The following is an 18,636-nucleotide window of genomic DNA, read 5'->3' on the forward strand; positions in this document are numbered from 1 at the left end:
CTCAAACGCCGGAGGGGCTGACTTACCCAGCCCGTCCGGCGTTTGAGGACGAGGCCCCTTCAGGGCCGAAGCGGGGGTCTGGGGGCGCAGCCCCCAGGGACGGGACGGGTAGGGGCGGCGGGGGCGAAACCCTCCCCCGCCGCCCGGCGTCACGCGTCGCCGAAACGCTCCCCCTTCTCCGCCTTCTCCACCAGCAGTGCCGGCGGCGTGAACCGGTCGCCGTACCGCTCGGCGAGTTCGCGCGCGCGGGCCGCGAAGCCGGCGAGGCCGCCGTCGTAGCCGTTGATGTACTGCAGGACGCCACCCGTCCAGCCGGGGAAGCCGATGCCGAAGATGGAGCCGATGTTGGCGTCGGCGACCGAGGTCAGGACGCCCTCCTCCAGGAGCTTGACGGTGTCGAGGGCCTCGGAGAAGAGCATGCGTTCCTGCATGTCCCGGAAGGGGATCTGCGCGCCCTCGCGGGTGAAGTGCTCGCGCAGGCCCGGCCACAGTCCCGTCCGCTTGCCGTCGTCGTCGTAGTCGTAGAAGCCCGCTCCCCCGCTGCGACCCGTGCGGCCGAACTCGTCGACCATGCGGTCGATGACGGCCTCGGCGGGGTGCGCCGACCAGGTGCCGCCCGCCTCCTCCACGGCCCGCTTGGACTCGCCCCGGATCTTGCGGGGCAGCGTGAGCGTCAGCTCGTCCATGAGGGAGAGGACCTTCGCGGGGTAACCCGCCTGCGCCGCCGCCTGTTCGACCGACGCCGGCTCGATGCCCTCGCCGACCATGGCCACGCCCTCGTTGATGAAGTGGCCGATGACGCGGGAGGTGAAGAAGCCGCGGGAGTCGTTGACGACGATCGGCGTCTTCTTGATCTGACGGACCAGGTCGAAGGCGCGGGCCAGCGCCTCCTCGCCCGTCCGCTCGCCCTTGATGATCTCGACGAGCGGCATCTTGTCGACGGGCGAGAAGAAATGCAGTCCGATGAAGTCGGCCTGGCGGTCCACACCTTCGGCGAGGGCGGTGATCGGCAGGGTCGAGGTGTTGGAGCACAGGAGCGCGTCCGGCGCGACGACGTGCTGGATCTCCTGGAACACCTTGTGCTTGAGCTCGGGGTTCTCGAAGACCGCCTCGATCACCGCGTCGCAGCCCGCGAGGTCGGCGGGGTCGGCGGTCGGCGTGATGCGGGCCAGCAGCGCGTCCGCCTTCTCCTGTGTCGTACGGCCCCGGGAGACGGCCTTGGCGCACAGCTTCTCGGAGTAGCCCTTGCCCTTGAGGGCCGCCTCCAGTGACACGTCCTTCAGGACGACGTCGATTCCCGCGCGGGCGCACGAGTAGGCGATGCCCGCGCCCATCATCCCGGCGCCCAGGACGGCGACCTTGCGGACCTGGCGCGGCTCGATGCCCTTGGGGCGGTTGGCGCCCGAGTTGACGGCCTGGAGGTCGAAGAAGAACGCCTGGATCATGTTCTTGGAGGTCTGGCCGGCCGCCAGCTCCACGAAGTAGCGGGCCTCGATGACCTGCGCGGTCTCGAAGTCGACCTGGGCGCCCTCGACGGCGGCCGCGAGGATGTTGCGCGGGGCCGGGTAGGGGGCGCCGTTCGTCTGCTTGCGCAGGTTGGCCGGGAAGGCGGGCAGGTTCGCCGCGAACTTGGGGTTGGCGGGGGTGCCGCCGGGGATCCGGTAGCCCGGCCTGTCCCAGGGCTGCTGCGACTCAGGGTGGGCCTCGATGAAGGCGCGGGCCTTGGCGAGCAGCTCCTCCTGGGTGGCGGCGACGTCGTCGACCAGGCCGTTCTGCAGGGCGCGCCGCGGGTTGTACTGGGTGCCCTGGAGGAGGACCTTCAGCAGGGCGTCGGCGATGCCGAGCAGGCGGACGGTGCGGACGACGCCGCCTCCGCCCGGCAGCAGGCCGAGGGTGACCTCGGGGCAGCCGATCTTGGAGCCGGGCGCGTCGAGGGCGATGCGGTGGTGGCAGGCGAGTGCGATCTCGTAACCGCCGCCCAGGGCGGCGCCGTTCATCGCGGCGACGACCGGCTTGCCCAGGGTCTCGATGCGGCGCAGGTTGCGCTTGATCGCCATGCCGCCGTCGAAGAGATCCTGCGCGGTCTCGGGCGTGACCCGGATGAGGTCGCGCAGGTCGCCGCCGGCGAAGAAGGTCTTCTTCGCGGAGGTGATGATGACACCGCGGATGGTGTCCTTCTCGGCCTCCAGGCGGTCGGTGATCACGGCGAGGGAGTCGCGGAACGCCTGGTTCATGGTGTTCGCGGACTGGTTCGGGTCGTCGAGGACGAGGGTGACGACGCCTTCGCGGTCCTGTTCCCAGCGGATCGTGGTGCTCTGTGTCATGACGAGGGTCTCCGTAGAAGTCTCTTGGGTCCGCCGGGGATTCAGATGCGCTCGATGACGGTCGCGATGCCCATGCCGCCGCCGACGCAGAGGGTCGCGAGGCCGTACCGCTTGTCCTGGCGCTCCAGCTCGTCGATCAGGCTGCCCAGGATCATCGCGCCGGTCGCGCCAAGCGGGTGGCCGAGGGCGATCGCGCCGCCGTTGACGTTGACCTTGTCCAGGGACAGGCCCATGTCCCGCACGAAGCGCAGGACTACGGCCGCGAAGGCCTCGTTGATCTCGACGAGGTCGATGTCGTCGATGGTCAGCCCGGCCTTGGCGAGCGCCTTGCGGGTGGCGGGGGCGGGGCCGGTGAGCATGATGGTGGGCTCGGAGCCGGAGACGGCGGCGGAGACGACCCGCGCGCGCGGCGTGAGGCCGTAGCGCTCACCGACCTCCTTCGAGCCGATGGCGACCAGCGAGGCGCCGTCCACGATGCCGGAGGAGTTGCCCGCGTGGTGGACGTGGTCGATCTTCTCGACCCAGTGGTACTTCTGCAGGGCCACGGCGTCGAAGCCGCCCAGGTCGCCGATGTCCGCGAAGGACGGCTTCAGCTTGGCGAGGGAGTCGGCGGTGGTGCCCGGGCGCATGTGTTCGTCGTGGTCGAGGATCGTCAGGCCGCTGCGGTCCTTGACCGGGACGACGGAGCGGTCGAAGCGGCCCTCCTTCCAGGCCGTGGCCGCCCGCTCCTGGGACAGGGCCGCGTACTCGTCGACGTCCCGGCGGGAGAAGCCCTCGATGGTGGCGATGAGGTCGGCGCCGATGCCCTGCGGCACGAAGTTGACGGCGAGGTTGGTCATCGGGTCGTTGAACCAGGCCCCGCCGTCCGAGGCCATCGGCACCCGCGACATGGACTCGACGCCGCCCGCGAGGACGAGGTCCTCCCAGCCGGACCGCACCTTGGCGGCGGCCAGGTTGACGGCCTCCAGGCCGGAGGCACAGAAGCGGTTCTCCTGCACGCCGGCGACCGTGTCCGGCAGCCCGGCGGCGATGGCGGCGATGCGGGCGATGTCGGAGCCCTGGTCGCCGACCGGGCCGACGACGCCCAGCACGATGTCGTCGACGGCGGCCGGGTCCAGGCCGGGGAAGCGGTCGCGGATCTCGTGGATGAGGCCGACGACCAGGTCGATGGGCTTGGTGCCGTGCAGGGCGCCGTTCGCCTTGCCGCGACCGCGCGGGGTGCGGATCGCGTCGTACACGTACGCTTCGGTGCTCACAGGGAAGCCTTTCGAGGGTGAGGGTCAGCGGGGCGGGAGAGCTTCAGCCGAGGAGGGAGCGGCCGATGATCTCCTTCATGATCTCGGTCGTACCGCCGTAGATGGTCTGGATGCGGCCGTCGGTGAAGGCGCGGGCGACCGGGAATTCGCTCATGTAGCCGTAGCCGCCGTGCAGTTGCAGACAGCGGTCGGCGACCCGCTTCTGCAGCTCGGTCGCCCACCACTTGGCCATGGACGCGTGGACGGCGTCGAGTTCACCGTTCGAGTGGTCCTCGATGCAGCGGTCGAGGAACGTGCGGGTGACGGCGCACTCGGTCGCCATCTCGGCCACCTCGAAGCGGATGTGCTGCTTGGTCGCGAGCGGCCGGCCGAAGGCCTCGCGTTCCTTGACGTACTCCGTGGTGATCTCCAGCAGGTGCTCGGCGGCGGCGATCGCGGAGACGGCGATGCTCAGGCGCTCCTGGGCGAGGTTCGTCATCAGGTGGACGAAGGCGCCGTTGAGGTCGCCGAGGAGGTTCTCCTTGGGCACGCGCACGTCGTGGAAGAACAGCTCGGCCGTGTCCTGTGCCTTCTGGCCGATCTTGTCGAGGTTGCGGCCGCGCTCGAAGCCGTCCATGCCGCGCTCGACGACGAGCAGCGAGAGGCCGTGCGCGCCGCCCTCGGGGGTGGTCTTCGCGACGACGATCACCAGGTCGGCGAGGATGCCGTTGGAGATGAAGGTCTTGGAGCCGTTCAGCACCCAGTGGTCGCCGCGGTCCTCGGCCTGCGTGCGGACGCCCTGGAGGTCGGAGCCGGCGCCGGGTTCGGTCATGGCGATGGCCGTGATCAGCGTGCCGTCGCAGAAGCCGGGCAGCCAGCGGCGCTTCTGCTCGTCGGTGGCGAGTGAGGTGAGGTACGGGCCGATGATGTCGTTGTGCAGGCCAAGGGCGAGGCCCGGGGCGCCCGCGCGGGTGAACTCCTCGGCGAGGACGGCGCTGTAGCGGAAGTCGGGGGTGCCGCCGCCTCCGTACTCCTCGGGCACGGCGAATCCGAGCAGGCCCTGTTTTCCGGCCGCGCGCCAGGCGTCACGGGAGACGATGCCGTCCTTCTCCCACTGCTCGTAGTACGGCAGCACCTCCCTGGCCAGGAAGCTGCGCACGGTCGCGCGGAACGCGTCGTGCTCGGGGGCGAAGATCTGCCGCTTCATGCGAGGCCCTTCAGGTCGGCGCTGTTCGTGTCCGGGGCCGTCGGGCCGGCGCCCTTCGGGTCGAGGCCCTTCAGCAGGTCGGGTACGCCCCAGTCCCGGGCGACCTCCGCCGTGTCGGCGCCCGGCTGGGCGGGGCCGGTGCGCACGGCGGTGGGGGTGGCGGAGAAGCGGGGCGCGGGGGCGGGCTGGGTGATGCCGCCGTGGTCGGTGAAGGTGCCGCGGGCGGCGAGGTGGGGGTGGTGCGGGGCCTCGCGCAGGGACAGCACGGGGGCCACGCATGCGTCGGAGCCCTCGAAGACGGCCGTCCACTCGTCCCGCGTGCGGGACTTGAAGCGGGCGGCGACGGCCTCGCGCAGCTCGCCCCAGCGGGACCAGTCCTTGCGCGCGGACGCGTACTCCTCGATGCCGAGCAGCTCCAGGAACTCGGCGTAGAACTGGGGTTCCAGGGCGCCGACCGCCATGTGCTTGCCGTCGGCCGTCTCATAGGTGCCGTAGTACGGGCAGCCGCCGTCCAGGAGGTTGGCGCCGCGCCGGTCCTGCCAGCCGCCGGCGGCGAGCATGCCGTGGATCATCGCGGCGAGGTGGGAGGTGCCGTCGACGATGGCGGCGTCGACGACCTGGCCGGTGCCGGTCGCGCGCGCGTGGTGGAGGGCGGCGAGGACGCCGACGACGAGGTAGAGGGAGCCGCCCGCGTAGTCGCCGACCAGGTTGGCGGGGACGGCCGGCGGCTCGTCGGGGCTGCCGATCATGCCGAGGGTGCCGGTGAGCGCGATGTAGGCGATGTCGTGTCCGGCGCGGTGGGCGAGCGGCCCCTCCTGGCCCCAGCCGGTCATGCGGCCGTAGACCAGCCGCGGGTTGCGGGCGTGGCAGGCGTCGGGGCCGACGCCGAGGCGCTCGGCTACGCCGGGGCGGTAGCCCTCGACGAGGATGTCGGCGCGGGCGGCAAGGTCGAGGACGCGGGCCGCGCCGTCGGGGGACTTCAGGTCGATGATCACCGAGCGCTTGTTGCGGTTGGTGATGTCGTACTCGGTGTCGATGGCCAGCCCCGTGCCGCCGGGCCGGTCCACGCGGACCACGTCGGCGCCCAGGTCGGCGAGGAGCATGGCGGCGAACGGGCCCGGCCCGATCCCGGCCAGCTCGACCACGCGCACGCCGGTGAGCGGGCCTTGTCCTGGCATCGTCGCCATCCTGCCCCCAAGGGTATGACACAACCGCTGTAACACCAGCGATGCTAAGAACATGGTTCAGCAGGCACAAGAGCAAGCGCTTAGGAAGTTACCCGCCAGGAGCCCGGCCGCGAACCCGCCTCGGCGCAATCAGCGCCCGTCCAACTCCACTATCAGCCGCTTCGGCGCGATCGTGCGGCAGCTCTCCTCCACCCAGTCGCACAGCAGCTCCGCCGCCGGGGCGCCCTGCTGCTCCAGCGGCACGCTCACCCAGCCAGACCGGCCCAGGCCGTATCCCGCGGGCTCGGCGCCCGGGCAGGTCAGGGCGTGCGCATGGGCCGACTCGTCCTTGAGCTTCACGGTGATGCCCAGCGGATGGCTGCCGTCGTCCACGCCGAGGAAGACGAACACCTTCTTGTTGACCTTCGCGACCGTCTCGCCCCACGGGCTGTATCGATATGCGGCTCCGCCGCGTGGCTCGGTGGCGCCGGGCAGCCCCAGGGCGAAGTCGCGCACTTTCTCCCACTTCTTCAGGGCATTCCTGGGCACGGCCACCGCATACCTCCGGGCTCGTCGTCGGGCTCCGCACCCCTCACGCTAGCCTCGGCCACCGACAACGGCGCGTGCTGCGAGACCGAGGGGTGTCATGACCAGGCTGAATGGGACAGACCGTCCGTACGACATCGTCCTCTTCGGAGCGACGGGCTTCGTCGGGACACTCACCGCGGAGTACCTCGCCGCGCACGCGCCCGAGGGGCTGCGCTGGGCGATCGCCGGCCGCAGCGAGGAGAAGCTGGAACGGCTGCGCGAGCGGTTGCCGGGCGCCGCCGGGATCGGACTGCTGGCGGCGGACGTCGCCGATCCGGCCTCGATGCGCCGTCTCGCCGAGCACGCGCGCGTGGTGGCCACGACGGTGGGCCCCTACGTGACGTACGGCGAGGACCTCGTCGCGGCCTGCGCGGACACCGGCGCGGACTACCTGGACCTCTCGGGTGAGCCGGAGTTCGTGGACCGGACGTACGTGTTGCACGACGCACGCGCGCGGGAGACGGGCGCGCGACTGGTGCACGCCTGTGGCTTCGACTCCGTCCCGCACGACCTGGGCGCGTACTTCACGGTCCAGCAGTTGCCGGAAGGGGTGCCCCTGACCGTGGACGGGTTCGTGACCGCCGACGCCACCTTCTCGGGCGGTACGTTCGCCTCGGCGCTCAACCAGTTCTCGCGCGGACGCCAGATGCTGGCAGCCGCGCGCGACCGCGCCCGCCACGAGCCGCGCCTGATGGGGCGCCGGGCGCTGGCACCCACGGGCACGCCCCGGTTCGCCAAGGAGGTCGGCGCCTGGGCGGTGCCGCTGCCGACGATCGACCCGCAGATCGTCAAGCGCTCGGCGAGGGCCCTGCAGCGCTACGGGCCCGACTTCCGCTACCGCCACTACGCCGCCGTACGGCATCTGCCCGTCGCGGTCGGCGGGGCCGCGACGATGGGGGCGCTCTTCACGGCCGCCCAACTGCCTCCTGCCCGGCGCTGGTTGTCCGACCGGCTCAAGCCCGGCGAGGGGCCGAGCGCCGAGAAGCGAGCGAAGAGCTGGTTCTCGGTCCGCTTCGTGGGCGAGGGTGGCGGCCGGCGGGTGTTCACCGAGGTCGCGGGCGGCGACCCCGGCTACGGTGAGACGGCGAAGATGTTCGCCGAGTCGGCCCTGTCCCTCGCCTTCGACGACCTGCCGCCGACGGCCGGACAGGTCACCACGGCGGTCGCGATGGGGGACGCGCTGATCGGACGGCTGCGCGGAGCGGGGATCACCTTCCGGGTGGCCGCGACCCGCTGAACCGATTCTGCGCCGGCCGCCGGCACGGGCCGCCTGCCCCTAGAGCGGCCACCCGGCGATGGTGTAGATCATCCCGACGATCCAGCCCAGCCCGGCCAGGGTGGCGAGGACGAGAGCGGCCGTCACGGCACGCTCGACGGGGCGGTCGGGGTCGGCGAGGGGCTTCGGGGAGCGGTGCGTCGTCATGAGGACCAGCCTGCCGACCGGCGCAGGGGGCGACATCCGTACGGGTACTCAGACGGCGTACTCAGACGGCGGGCTCAGACGCCGTACTCAGTCGTCGTCGGTCGTCGGCCAGTCCCCCAGCGCTTGGGCGATCCTGTCCCGCACGGCCGGATCCTGCACGCAGGCGGCGATGCGGACGGCGAGGGGGCCGATCTGCCAGCCGGCGTGGTGGTCGTAGAGGGGAGGTGGCCCTGCCTCGTTGTGGGCGACTTTGCCGACCAGCTCCGCAAGGCGGACCAGCAGCCGCTGCTGGTCCGTCGGGTGCTCCCAGGCGTCGAGTCCGCGCCCGCGGACCAGCCCGAACACCTCGCTGCCCCGGCTCCACCGCTCGCGGTCGCCCGCCAGTTCCACCGCGGCATCGATCTCCGGGGTCCGGCCCACGCCCTCCGCCGCTGCCGCGAGTACCCGTCCCGCCCAGGCCACCGGCAGAGGCTGACGCTCGAACAGGGACCGCCCCCACGTCCGGCTGGGGTCCGCCGCCGCTCGGGCGGCGAGTTCCGGCCCAGGACGGGTGGCCTCCCTCAGCGCCCGGCGGCACAGGGAGTCCGCGCGGCGCGTGGTCTCGGGGAGCCGGTACTGGCGGGTCAGCGCGAGCGTGTGCGCGCAGGCGTTGTCGAGGCTCACCCGGTGGCCGACCGAGACGAAGACCGGCTTGACGGCGTCCCGGGTGCGCAGGGCGCGGCCGACCTCCTCGTCGCCTGCCAGGAGCGGCGCGGATGACCCTCGTGCGGCGCCGGGATCGTCGTACGTGAAGGTGAACGGGTTCTTCGCGACGCCGATCGTGGGCAGCCCGGTGAGGACGCCCAGGTGGCTGGCGAGGCCGAAGCGGCGGGGGTGGGCGAGGCCGTAGCCGTCGCAGACGACGAGGCCGGGTGAGCAGGGCAGGGCGTCGAGCGCGGCCAGGACCGTGGGGATCTCGCGGAAGGCGAGCAGGCCGGGGACGTAGCGGAAGGAGATCCGCCCGACCGCCGTGGCCTCGGCGACGACCTCCAGGGTCGCCGCGTCGAGGACGACCGCGGCCGCCGCGACCACGTCCCGCTCGTCGTCGTAGGCCACGTCGACACCCGTCACATGCCCGGCTCCGGGCGGCGGGCCCGGCTCGTCGAGCACCACCCGTTCCCGCAACTCGTCCTGGACGGCGCGGGCTTCGTCCTCGGTCGCGGGCCAGCCCGCGGGGATGCGTACGGTCGTCATGGTGGGCCCGAGCCTACGGGGACCGGGCGGCCGCCACGGGCCCAGGGGTAGGCTCGCGATCATGTTCGTGCTGGAGCTGACCTACACCGCCCCCATCGAGGACGTCGACGCCGTGCTGGAGGCGCATGTGGCGTGGCTCGACGAGCAGTACGACAAGGGGTTGTTTCTCGCCTCGGGGCGCAAGAACCCCCGCGACGGCGGGGTGATCCTCGCCGTCGCGGAGAGCCGGGCCCGGATCGAAGAGATCGCCGCGACGGATCCGTTCGTCGGCGCCGGGGTCTGCGCGTACCGCATCACCGAGTTCGTCGCCACGAAGACGGCGCCGGAGCTTGACCGGTACCGCGAGCCGCTCGGCTGAACCTCACTTGCCCAGCGCCTGCTTGAGCTGGCTCTTGTTCATGTCCGAACGGCCGTGGATGTTGCGCTTCTTGGCCTCCTCGTACAGCTGGTCGCGGGTGGGGCCCTGCGAGCCCTTGCCCGAGCGCTGGCCGCCGCGCTGGCCGGAGGACTTGTCCTGGGTCGACGTGCGGCTGGCGGACTTCGACTCGCCGGACCGGGCGCGTTCCTTGTTCACCGTCCGCGCCGCGATCTCCTTGGCGCGCGAGGTGCTCTCGCCCCGGTCCTGGGCGCTCTTCTTGATGTGCTCGTACTGGCGTTCCCGCTTCGAGCTAGAACCGGCCGGCATGTGAGTCACTCCTCTCGCTCTCGGCGTCCGAGTACCCACATTCCGGTTCAGCTCTCCAGCCGAGCGACCCGGCCCTTCTCCCCCGCGGCCCAGCAGCCCAGGTCCGGTGTGCAGTCCACGGTGTCGTACGACCCGGTGTCGACGGTCCGCCAGGTGCGGCCGGCGTCGGTGGTCAGGTCGGTGCCGGTGGGGCCGACGGCGAGCGCGGCGGTGCGGCTGTGCGGGAGCCAGGCGACGCCGGAGCGGTAGGCCCGCACCGGCGTGGCGGCGGGCTGCCAGTCGGCGCCCCCGTCGCCGGTACGGGCGGCGGCCTGCGGGGAGGCCTGGTCGGGGCGGTAGTCGCCGCCGACGGCGAGGCCGTGCGCGCGGTCGCGGAAGGCGAGGGCGAAGACGCCGCGGGCCGGGTCGCCCGCCGGGACCGGTGTGTCGGCGGCCTTCCAGGTCAGCCCACGGTCGCCGGAGTGCAGCACACGCGCGCGTGCCGCGCCGCCGGTGGCCAGCCAGACGTCCTTCGGTCCCGAACTGACCAGGCACTGCCCGCTCGCCGCGAAGCCCGCCTCGCCCTCCAGTGCCGCGGGCATCCCCTCGTTCGGCAGCACCTTCCAGGAGCGGCCGCCGTCGCCGGTCGACAGGATGCGGAACCTGCCGTCGACCGGGTCGCTCATCGCCAGGCCGTGGCGGCGGTCGAAGAAGGTCATGCAGTCGTAGAAGGCCCGCGCGTCGGTGTTGCGGAAGGACTCGGTCCAGGTCGCGCCGCCGTCGTCCGTGCGGTAGACGCGGGACGCCTCGCCCTCTCCGATGGCCAGCACCACGGCGCGTCGTGCGTCGAACGCCTCGACGTCCCGAAACTGGAGTTCGCCGGCACCGGGCGGCGAGACGTTCCGCCAGGTCGCTCCGCCGTCGGTGGTGCGCAGGACGGTACCCCGGGTTCCGGCCAGCCAGGCGGTGCTCCGGCTGACCGCCGCGAGCCCCCGGAAGCGCACCTCGGGCGAGCCCGTGTCCTTCGGTTCCCAGTGCGGGGCCCGGTGTTCCGGCTCGTGCGCCTGCGCGGGTACGGCCGTCAGCGCGGCCATCGCCGCCCCGCACGCCGCCCCCGCGGCCACTGTCCGAAACATACGCCCCGACCGTCGCGTGCTCCCCGAACGCCTCATGGCGGGCGAAGCTAGCCCACTGCCGCGGTGCCGTCCAGATGGCCACGACGATCCCGGGCGAGCACGCGTGACCACGGGCGATGACAACAGATCACAGGTGACTTTCCCGGCACGGGAGGGCGAACGCCCCACTCCCGTGCATGAAGGCGGTGACAGAGGTCACTCGGCCATCGTGTGCACGGATTGGCTGATTCCGTCGTCTCTACCAGTGCCCGGTCTCGTCCGCCCGGATGTCCGTCCAGCCGTCACAAGGGAGCAAGGCGTTGTCCACCGTCATCGAGCAGCCCGTTGAGGCCCGTCTCGTCGCCGCCGCGCCGCGGATGCCGAGCATTCCCGCGACCCTGCGCTACGACCGGCGCGATCCCTTCGCCGTCCGCATGACCTTCCCGGCCCCCGCCACCCTGGAGGGCGTGGAGGTGTGCTGGACCTTCAGCCGCGAGCTGCTGCTCGCCGGCCTGGAGGGCCCCGAGGGCCACGGCGACGTCCGGGTGCGGCCGTACGGCTACGACCGTACGGTCCTGGAGTTCCACGCCCCCGAGGGCACCGCGGTCGTCCACATCCGCACGGGCGAGGTCCGGCGCTTCCTGCAGTCCACGAGCGAGCTGGTGCCCCTCGGCCTGGAACACCTCCAGCTCGACCTGGACCGTGACCTCGCGGAGCTGATGCGGGACGCCTGACGCGTCCCCTCGGCAGGATCAGGCCAACCCGGGCGCCGGGCTCGTTAATTCGTTGACAGCCCTGGAGCCCCCTCCTACGGTGTACACCGTTCCTGTTGCCGTCGATTGGAGAAGGACGTTGCTCGTCTGAGGTCCTGAGACACCGCGTCACACGCCTGAAGTGTGTGTGCGCTGCGTGCGACCTCGGCGTTCGAGCCGTCCTCACGGAACAGGGCTTTTTTCATGCCCCCCCGAGGCCTCCCCGTTGGTCGCCGGTGTCTCGATACGCGTTTGCCCCTGATCGTTTCGAGCAACCGCGGAGGGCACCCCATGCCTACGTCCATCACATGCACGTCCCTTTCCTTCACCTGGCCCGACGGCACCCCCGTCTTCGAGGGCCTCGACGTCACCTTCGCTCCCGGCCGGACCGGGCTCGTCGGCGTCAACGGGTCGGGAAAGTCAACCCTGTTGAAGCTCATCGCGGGTGAGCTCACCGCGGCCGACGGCGCCGTACACGTCGCCGGCGAGGTCGGCTACCTCCCGCAGAACGTCACCCTCGACACCGCCCTGAAGGTCGACGAGGCCCTCGGCATCGCCGCGCAGCGGGCCGCGCTGCACGCCATCGAGGCGGGCGACGTGGCCGAGGAGCACTTCGAGACCGTCGGCGACGACTGGGACGTGGAGGAGCGCGCCCTCGCCACCCTCGGCGAACTCGGGCTCGGCCACGTCGAGTTGGACCGCACGATCGGCGAGGTGTCGGGCGGCGAGTCGGTACTGCTGCGCCTGGCCGCACTGCTGCTGCGCCGCCCGGACATCCTGCTGCTCGACGAGCCCACCAACAACCTCGACCTGTACGCGCGCAGGCGGCTGTACGCGGCCGTCGCGTCCTGGCCCGGGGTGATGGTGGTGGTCAGCCACGACCGTGAACTCCTCGAACTGGTCGACCAGATCGCCGATCTGCGCGCCGGGGAGATCACCTGGTTCGGCGGCAACTACTCGGCGTACGAGGAGGCCCTCGCCACCGAGCAGGAGGCGGCCGAGCGCATGGTGCGGGTCGCCGAGGCCGACCTGAAGAAGCAGAAGCGTGAACTCGTGGACGCCCAGGTCAAGTTGGCGCGGCGCAAGCGGTACGGGCAGAAGATGTGGGAGCAGAAGCGTGAGCCGAAGATCGTCATGGGGGCGCGCAAGCGCTCGGCGCAGGAGTCCGCGGGCAAGCACCGCATCATGCACGAGGAGAAGCTCGCCGAGGCCAAGGGGCGGCTCGACGAGGCGGTGGAAGCCGTACGGGACGACGACGAGATCCGCGTCGACCTGCCGTACACGGCGGTGCCGCCGGGCCGCGGCGTGCTCACACTGCGCGAACTGGAACTCCAGTACGGCGCGCGGGTGACGGGCGGCTTCGATCTGCACGGTCCGGAGCGGATCGCGCTGATCGGACGCAACGGCGCGGGCAAGACGACGCTGCTGCGGACGATCGCCGGCGAGCTGGAGCCGGTGGCGGGCGAGGCGACGGCACACGTGCCGCTGCGGTTCCTGCCGCAGCGGCTCGACGTCCTCGACGGCGAGCTGACGGTCGCCGAGAACGTGGCCCGGTTCGCGCCGGCCGCCACCAACAACCGGATCCGGGCACGGCTGGCCCGCTTCCTGTTCCGGGGCGCCCGCGCCGACCGGAAGGCGGCGACGCTCTCCGGCGGCGAACGCTTCCGTGCGGCCCTGGCCGCGCTGATGCTGGCCGAACCCGCGCCCCAGCTGCTGATGCTGGACGAGCCGACGAACAACCTGGACATGGCGAGCGTGCGCCAGCTCACCACGGCCCTGGAGTCGTACGAGGGGGCGCTGATCGTGGCCAGTCACGACCTGCCGTTCCTGGAGTCGATCGGCATCACACGCTGGCTGATGATGGAGGAGGGAGAACTGAAGGAAGTCACGCCGGAAGCGGTCGGGTATCCCGCGTAGGCCCTGTCGTTCGGATCCGGCCGGCTCAGAGGTGCGGCGCCTTTCAGCCGGCCCGAGCCGGGGGCGATGGGGGGTGCCCCGCGCGAGCCGAGCGCAGCCGGTTCCCGCCTGGGGAGCGTGCAGCTGCAAGGCGGAGGAGGTTGTGACATCAGCCGGTGCCGGGGCGGGCGACGCGATGCGGCAGCCGCTCGAGCGAAGTACCGAGAGTGGGGGGACTCGGCGAGTGACGACAACGCGGCTGGAGGTGCCCCCTCTGGGGGTGAGTGCGTGCCGGATCCCGCCGCGGAGCATCTCAGGAGGGCCACAGCCTGGTCACTCGGGTTTTGTGCGCACCGGCCCGCCCTGCATGATGGCCAGTCGGTGCCCTCTGCATCAGGGGGCACCGAAACCCGCCACCGACCCGGAGACCCACCGTGCCCAGCAAGAAGGCCCTCATCCGCCGCCCCGGTCCGCGCCTCGCCGAAGGCCTGGTGACGCACATCGAGCGGGAGAAGGTCGACGTCGATCTCGCGGTCGAGCAGTGGGAGGCGTACGCGCAGGCCCTGCGTACGCACGGCTGGGAGACGATCGAGGTGGACCCGGCCGACGACTGCCCCGACTCCGTGTTCGTCGAGGACACGGTCGTCATGTACCGGAACGTCGCGCTGATCACCCGGCCCGGAGCCGAGTCCAGGCGTGACGAGACCATCGGCGTGGAGGAGGCCGTGGCCTCGCTGGGCTGTTCCGTGAACTGGATCTGGGAGCCCGGCACCCTGGACGGCGGCGACGTCCTGAAGGTCGGCGACACGATCTACGTCGGCCGTGGCGGCCGTACCAACGCGGCCGGCGTCCAGCAGCTGCGGGCCGCCTTCGAGCCGCTCGGGGCGCGGGTCGTCGCCGTACCGGTCAGCAAGGTCCTGCACCTGAAGTCGGCGATCACGGCGCTGCCGGACGGGACCATCCTCGGCCGCATACCGCAGCTGGACGCCCCGTCGCTGTTCCCGCGCTTCCTGCCGGTGCCGGAGGAGTCCGGGGCGCATGTGGTGCTGCTGGGCGGCGACAAGCTGCTCATGGCCGCGAGCGCTCCGAAGACGGCGGAGCTGCTCGCCGACCTCGGCCACGAGCCCGTTCTGGTGGACATCAGCGAGTTCGAGAAGCTCGAAGGGTGTGTGACATGTCTCTCGGTGCGCATGCGGGAGCTGTACGCCTGATCGACTGAGCGGATCACCCTCGCAACCCCGGGACCTGCGGGTCCCGGGGCTTTTCGCATGCCCGTGAAGTCCCCGCGGCAGGGCGGCTGATCAGCGGTCTTTACATCGCTCTTAACCTACGGCTTCGTAACCTACGGCTTCGTAGCCTACGATCCCGTAGGTTCCGGCACCCGCTCGCCGGTCACTTCCCTGTGTTGTGCGTCCCCCTGGAGTTCCCGTGACGATCACTTCCCCTCACCTCGGCAGCCCGTCCTCCGCCTGGACCGACGCCCGACTGCTGTACGCGCTGGAGGAAGTGGTCGAGCAGGAACTCAACCGGCATCTGAAGGTCGCCAAGGACTGGATGCCGCACGAGTACGTGCCGTGGACGGACGGCCGTAACTTCCCCGGCCTCTTCGAGGACGGTGAGGCCTGGGACAAGGAGCAGTCCAAGGTTACCGAGATCGGCCGGATCGCACTGGTGGTGAACCTGCTGACCGAGGACAACCTCCCCAGCTACCACCACGAGATCGCCTCGCTGTTCGGCCGTGACGGCGCCTGGGGCACCTGGGTGCACCGCTGGACCGCGGAGGAGGGCCGGCACGGCATCGTGATGCGCGACTACCTGCTCACCTCGCGCGCGGTGGACCCGGACAAGCTGGAGCAGTTCCGCATGTCCCACATGAGCGAGGGCTTCGAGTCGGACAACCGGCACTCGATGCTGCACTCGGTCGCCTACGTCGCCTTCCAGGAGCTCGCCACCCGCATCTCGCACCGCAACACCGGCCACCAGTCGGGCGACCCCATCTGCGACCGCATGCTCGCGCGCATCGCGACCGACGAGAACCTGCACATGGTCTTCTACCGGAACCTGCTGAAGGCCGCGTTCGAGCTCGCCCCCGACCTCACCATGCAGGCGGTGCGTGACGTCGTGGTCAAATTCCGCATGCCCGGCCACGGCATCCCCGGCTTCGAGCGCGCCGCCGCCCAGATGGCCATCGGCGAGGTCTACAACCTGCGGATCCACCACGACGACGTCCTCCAGCCCGTCCTGCGCCACCTGAGGGTCCTGGAGATCGACGGCCTCGGCCCCGAGGGACTCCAGGCACAGGAGGAGCTGGGCCTCTTCATGGGGGGACTGAACGCGGAGGCCTCGAAGTTCGACGAGAAGCTGGCGGCCCGCAAGGCCCGGATGGCGGCTCGGGCCGGAGGCTGACCGCCGGGTATCAGAGTGCCGTACGCCTGAGTTCCAGTCGCTCCTTCTCCGAGAGACCGCCCCAGACGCCGAAACGCTCGTCGTTGTTCAGGGCGTACTCCAGACAGGCCGAGCGCATCTCGCACATGCCGCAGATGCGCTTCGCCTCCCGCACGGAGCTCCCGGGCTCGGGAAAGAAGAAGTCCGCTCCGGTCTGCGCGCACAGTGCCTGGGCCTGCCAGTCCGGAACGGCGAGCTTGATCGTTTCGATGTGCATGGCCGATATCGTGCCGGGGGGCGAAAAACGTTCGATCAACGCGGGATCAACGCCGCGCCCCGGGGCCTCCGGCCGCGCCCCACGCGGACTCCCCGGCAGACCCCGATGGTCTCCCGTCGCCCTCCGCGGCGCACGGCGGCGCGCGGGGGCGCGCGGGGGCGGGACGAAAACGCGCGGCAGCGTTCCGGCGGCGATTGTCAGTGGGCGGTGCAAGACTCGGCAGAGCAGACGACGGGACCCTTCCGAGGAGGGCGATGATGCTCACCACCCGTTATGTCACCGGCGCGCCGAACTGGATCGACCTGGGCACCCCCGACATCGAGGGCGCCAGTGCCTTCTACGGCGCCCTGTTCGGCTGGCGGTTCCAGCCGGGCGGGCCCGAGACCGGCGGCTACGGCCTGTTCCAGCTCGGCGGCAGGACGGCGGCCGGCGGTATGCAGACTACCGAGGAGCAGGGCCCGCCCTCCTGGACGGTGTACTTCCGGACACCGGACGTGGACGCCACGGCGAAGGCCGCCGAGCAGGCGCACGGCTCGGTACTGATGCAGCCCATGGACGTGATGGACCTGGGCCGCATGGCCATCCTCGCCGACAAGGCGGGCGTGCCCTTCGGTCTCTGGCAGCCCGGCACCAACAAGGGCCTGGACGTCGTCCAGGAGCCCGGCTCGCTGTGCTGGCTGGAGCTCTACATCCCGGACGTGCCGGCCGCGGCGGGGTTCTACAACGCGACACTCGGCCTGGAGACCTTCGCCCTCGACTTCTACGGCGGCACCTACACGACGTTCAGCCCTGCCGGGGAAGGGGAGGACGCCATGTTCGGCGGGGTCGTCGACAAGGCCGACGACCCGGCGGAGGCGGACGGCCCGGCGTACTGGCTTCCGTACTTCGAGGTCACGGACACGGACGCCACGGTCGCCCGGGCGCAGGAAATGGGCGGCACCGTCCGTATGCCCGCCACGGACCTGCCGGACGTCGGCCGCCTCGCCAAGCTCACCGACCCGTACGGGGCACGCTTCGCGGTGATCAAGAGCGTGCCGCCACCGAGCTGAGGGGCGCGGCGCGTCCTCGGGGGCGCCCCGGCGCGAGCGAAGCCGAGAGTGGAAGAGGGGGACGACAGCGCGGCTGGGATCCCCCCTATGGGGGCGCGCATGCCGGGCCCCGCAACCCCGGCACGATCCGCGAGACGGACTCTAGGCGGACGCCCGCCGCACCAGCGTCGTCGGCAGCACCACGCTGGACGGCGCGGCGTGCACGCCCTGCTCGGCGGCGCCTCGGCCGGGTCCCCGCAGCAGCAGCCGGGCCATCAACCGGCCCATCTCCTCGATGTCCTGACGGACCGTCGTGAGCGGCGGGTCGGTCTGCTCCGCGACCGGCACCATGTCGTCGAACCCGACCACGGCGACATCGTCCGGCACCCGGCGCCCGGACTCGCGCAACACCCGCAGCGCGCCCGCCGCGGTCAGATCGTTGGCGGCGAACACCGCATCAAGGTCGGGGCAGCGTACGAGCAGCTCCCGCATGGCCTGTTCGCCCCCGGCCGGTGTGAAGTCGCCCTCGACGATGAGCCGGGGGTCGGCGTCGACCATGACGTCCCGGTATCCGTCGAGCCGGTCCACCGCCGACGTCTGGTCGAGGGCGCCGGTGATGTGCGCGATGCGGGTGCGGCCGAGGCCGGCGAGGTGCCGTACGGCGTCGCGGGCGCCACCGCGGTTGTCGCTGTCGACGTACACCACGCCGCGCCGATCGCCGCTCCAGCCGGGCCGTCCGCCGAACACGGTGGGGATCGCGGCCCGCTGGATCAGTCCCGGCAGCGGGTCGTCGAGGTGCAGCGAGAAGACGAGCGCCCCGTCGACATGCCCGCCGGCGAGATAGCGGGCGACGCGGGCGTGGTCGTCGCGGCCCTCGGTGAGGAGCAGCACGAGCTGGTTGTCGTGGGCCGTCAGTTCCTTGCTGATGCCGCGCAGTTGCAGGGCGAAGAAGGGGTCGGCGAAGACGCGGGTCTCCGGTTCGGCGACCACGACGGCGACGGCGTCGTGCCGCCGGGTGACCAGGCTGCGGGCGGCCTGGTTGGGCACGTACCCGAGTTCCTCGACGGCCTTGCGGACCCGCTCGACGAGGGGCTCCCTCACCCCGTCCCCGCCGTTGACCACCCGGGACACGGTGGCCCGCGAGACCCCGGCCCGGGCGGCCACTGCCTCCAGGGTGGGGCGCGGGGCTGTGTCGGTCACGTCGGGGCTCCTTGTCCGAGGTTGCGGATCAGGATAGCCCTGGCGGGAGACGGAGGTGAGAGCGCTCTCCGATGGTCCATTCGGCCGATCTTGTTTGGCACATCGATCGACGGCGGCAGAGGCTGCTGCTGATGGCCGCCCGG

At 71.5% G+C, this 18,636-nt stretch carries 17 protein-coding genes and 1 pseudogene; 7 read left to right on the top strand and 11 right to left on the bottom strand.

The window, feature by feature from the left end; genetic code table 11:
- Window positions 1–149: 149 nt before the first annotated feature.
- From ACIBU0_RS04070 to ACIBU0_RS04090, 5 genes are all read right to left on the bottom strand, one after another.
- Window positions 150–2,324: a 3-hydroxyacyl-CoA dehydrogenase NAD-binding domain-containing protein gene (locus ACIBU0_RS04070; RefSeq protein ID WP_398811258.1), complete on the bottom strand. Its 2,175-nt coding sequence runs from the start codon at window positions 2,322–2,324 to the stop codon at window positions 150–152.
- Window positions 2,325–2,365: 41 nt separating this feature from the next.
- The gene (locus ACIBU0_RS04075) at window positions 2,366–3,580 is read right to left on the bottom strand and encodes an acetyl-CoA C-acetyltransferase (RefSeq protein WP_398811261.1); all 1,215 of its coding nucleotides are present in this window, start codon (window positions 3,578–3,580) and stop codon (window positions 2,366–2,368) included.
- 43 nt (window positions 3,581–3,623) lie between these two features.
- Window positions 3,624–4,766, bottom strand: a complete 1,143-nt coding sequence (locus tag ACIBU0_RS04080) for an acyl-CoA dehydrogenase family protein (protein WP_398811264.1) — start codon at window positions 4,764–4,766, stop codon at window positions 3,624–3,626.
- Window positions 4,763–5,953: a CaiB/BaiF CoA transferase family protein gene (locus ACIBU0_RS04085; protein WP_398811267.1), complete on the bottom strand. Its 1,191-nt coding sequence runs from the start codon at window positions 5,951–5,953 to the stop codon at window positions 4,763–4,765. The genes ACIBU0_RS04080 and ACIBU0_RS04085 overlap by 4 nt, the downstream gene beginning before the upstream one ends.
- Before the next feature lie 129 nt (window positions 5,954–6,082).
- A complete protein-coding gene (locus ACIBU0_RS04090; RefSeq protein ID WP_398811268.1) occupies window positions 6,083–6,487 on the bottom strand; it encodes an MmcQ/YjbR family DNA-binding protein in 405 nt (134 codons plus the stop codon).
- A 91-nt stretch (window positions 6,488–6,578) separates the two neighbouring features.
- On the opposite strand from ACIBU0_RS04090, the gene ACIBU0_RS04095 reads away from it, so the two are divergent.
- Window positions 6,579–7,757 carry a saccharopine dehydrogenase family protein gene (locus tag ACIBU0_RS04095; protein ID WP_398811271.1) on the top strand — a complete coding sequence of 393 codons (1,179 nt, stop codon included), beginning with the start codon at window positions 6,579–6,581 and terminating at the stop codon, window positions 7,755–7,757.
- A gap of 39 nt (window positions 7,758–7,796) precedes the next feature.
- On the opposite strand, the gene mmpA is transcribed toward ACIBU0_RS04095, so the two are convergent.
- A complete protein-coding gene (gene mmpA, locus ACIBU0_RS04100) occupies window positions 7,797–7,943 on the bottom strand; it encodes a morphogenic membrane protein MmpA (protein ID WP_164905106.1) in 147 nt (48 codons plus the stop codon).
- Window positions 7,944–8,492: 549 nt separating this feature from the next.
- Window positions 8,493–9,176 (bottom strand): annotated as a pseudogene (locus ACIBU0_RS04105) (endonuclease V); the annotation flags it as partial.
- A gap of 61 nt (window positions 9,177–9,237) precedes the next feature.
- Here ACIBU0_RS04105 and ACIBU0_RS04110 point away from each other — a divergent pair.
- Window positions 9,238–9,534, top strand: coding sequence for a YciI family protein (locus tag ACIBU0_RS04110; protein ID WP_398811274.1), 297 nt, complete (start codon window positions 9,238–9,240; stop codon window positions 9,532–9,534).
- Between the two features lie 3 nt (window positions 9,535–9,537).
- Here the strand turns inward: ACIBU0_RS04110 and ACIBU0_RS04115 are convergent, their stop codons facing one another.
- Window positions 9,538–9,861, bottom strand: a complete 324-nt coding sequence (locus ACIBU0_RS04115; protein WP_398811277.1) for a plasmid stabilization protein — start codon at window positions 9,859–9,861, stop codon at window positions 9,538–9,540.
- Between the two features lie 47 nt (window positions 9,862–9,908).
- Window positions 9,909–10,976: a WD40/YVTN/BNR-like repeat-containing protein gene (locus tag ACIBU0_RS04120; protein ID WP_398811280.1), complete on the bottom strand. Its 1,068-nt coding sequence runs from the start codon at window positions 10,974–10,976 to the stop codon at window positions 9,909–9,911.
- Between the two features lie 299 nt (window positions 10,977–11,275).
- Between ACIBU0_RS04120 and ACIBU0_RS04125 the strand changes: the two genes are divergently transcribed.
- The 4 genes from ACIBU0_RS04125 to ACIBU0_RS04140 all read left to right on the top strand — a co-directional run bounded on the left by ACIBU0_RS04125 (window position 11,276) and on the right by ACIBU0_RS04140 (window position 16,009).
- The gene (locus tag ACIBU0_RS04125; protein WP_398811283.1) at window positions 11,276–11,689 is read left to right on the top strand and encodes an SsgA family sporulation/cell division regulator; all 414 of its coding nucleotides are present in this window, start codon (window positions 11,276–11,278) and stop codon (window positions 11,687–11,689) included.
- 309 nt (window positions 11,690–11,998) lie between these two features.
- Complete coding sequence (locus tag ACIBU0_RS04130; RefSeq protein WP_398811286.1) at window positions 11,999–13,624, top strand: ABC-F family ATP-binding cassette domain-containing protein; 1,626 nt, start codon at window positions 11,999–12,001, stop codon at window positions 13,622–13,624.
- A gap of 413 nt (window positions 13,625–14,037) precedes the next feature.
- The gene (gene ddaH, locus ACIBU0_RS04135) at window positions 14,038–14,814 is read left to right on the top strand and encodes a dimethylargininase (RefSeq protein ID WP_398811289.1); all 777 of its coding nucleotides are present in this window, start codon (window positions 14,038–14,040) and stop codon (window positions 14,812–14,814) included.
- A gap of 217 nt (window positions 14,815–15,031) precedes the next feature.
- Window positions 15,032–16,009, top strand: a complete 978-nt coding sequence (locus ACIBU0_RS04140) for an acyl-ACP desaturase (RefSeq protein WP_398811292.1) — start codon at window positions 15,032–15,034, stop codon at window positions 16,007–16,009.
- 10 nt (window positions 16,010–16,019) lie between these two features.
- On the opposite strand, the gene ACIBU0_RS04145 is transcribed toward ACIBU0_RS04140, so the two are convergent.
- On the bottom strand, window positions 16,020–16,265 hold the full coding sequence (locus tag ACIBU0_RS04145) for a WhiB family transcriptional regulator (protein ID WP_398811294.1): 246 nt from the start codon (window positions 16,263–16,265) through the stop codon (window positions 16,020–16,022).
- A 257-nt stretch (window positions 16,266–16,522) separates the two neighbouring features.
- On the opposite strand from ACIBU0_RS04145, the gene ACIBU0_RS04150 reads away from it, so the two are divergent.
- Window positions 16,523–17,314, top strand: coding sequence for a VOC family protein (locus ACIBU0_RS04150; RefSeq protein ID WP_398811773.1), 792 nt, complete (start codon window positions 16,523–16,525; stop codon window positions 17,312–17,314).
- A gap of 141 nt (window positions 17,315–17,455) precedes the next feature.
- Here ACIBU0_RS04150 and ACIBU0_RS04155 read toward each other — a convergent pair whose 3' ends face one another.
- Window positions 17,456–18,493, bottom strand: coding sequence for a LacI family DNA-binding transcriptional regulator (locus ACIBU0_RS04155; protein WP_398811297.1), 1,038 nt, complete (start codon window positions 18,491–18,493; stop codon window positions 17,456–17,458).
- Window positions 18,494–18,636 lie beyond the last annotated feature (143 nt).

Source organism: Streptomyces sp. NPDC049627 (assembly GCF_044465645.1).
Classification (GTDB): domain Bacteria; phylum Actinomycetota; class Actinomycetes; order Streptomycetales; family Streptomycetaceae; genus Streptomyces.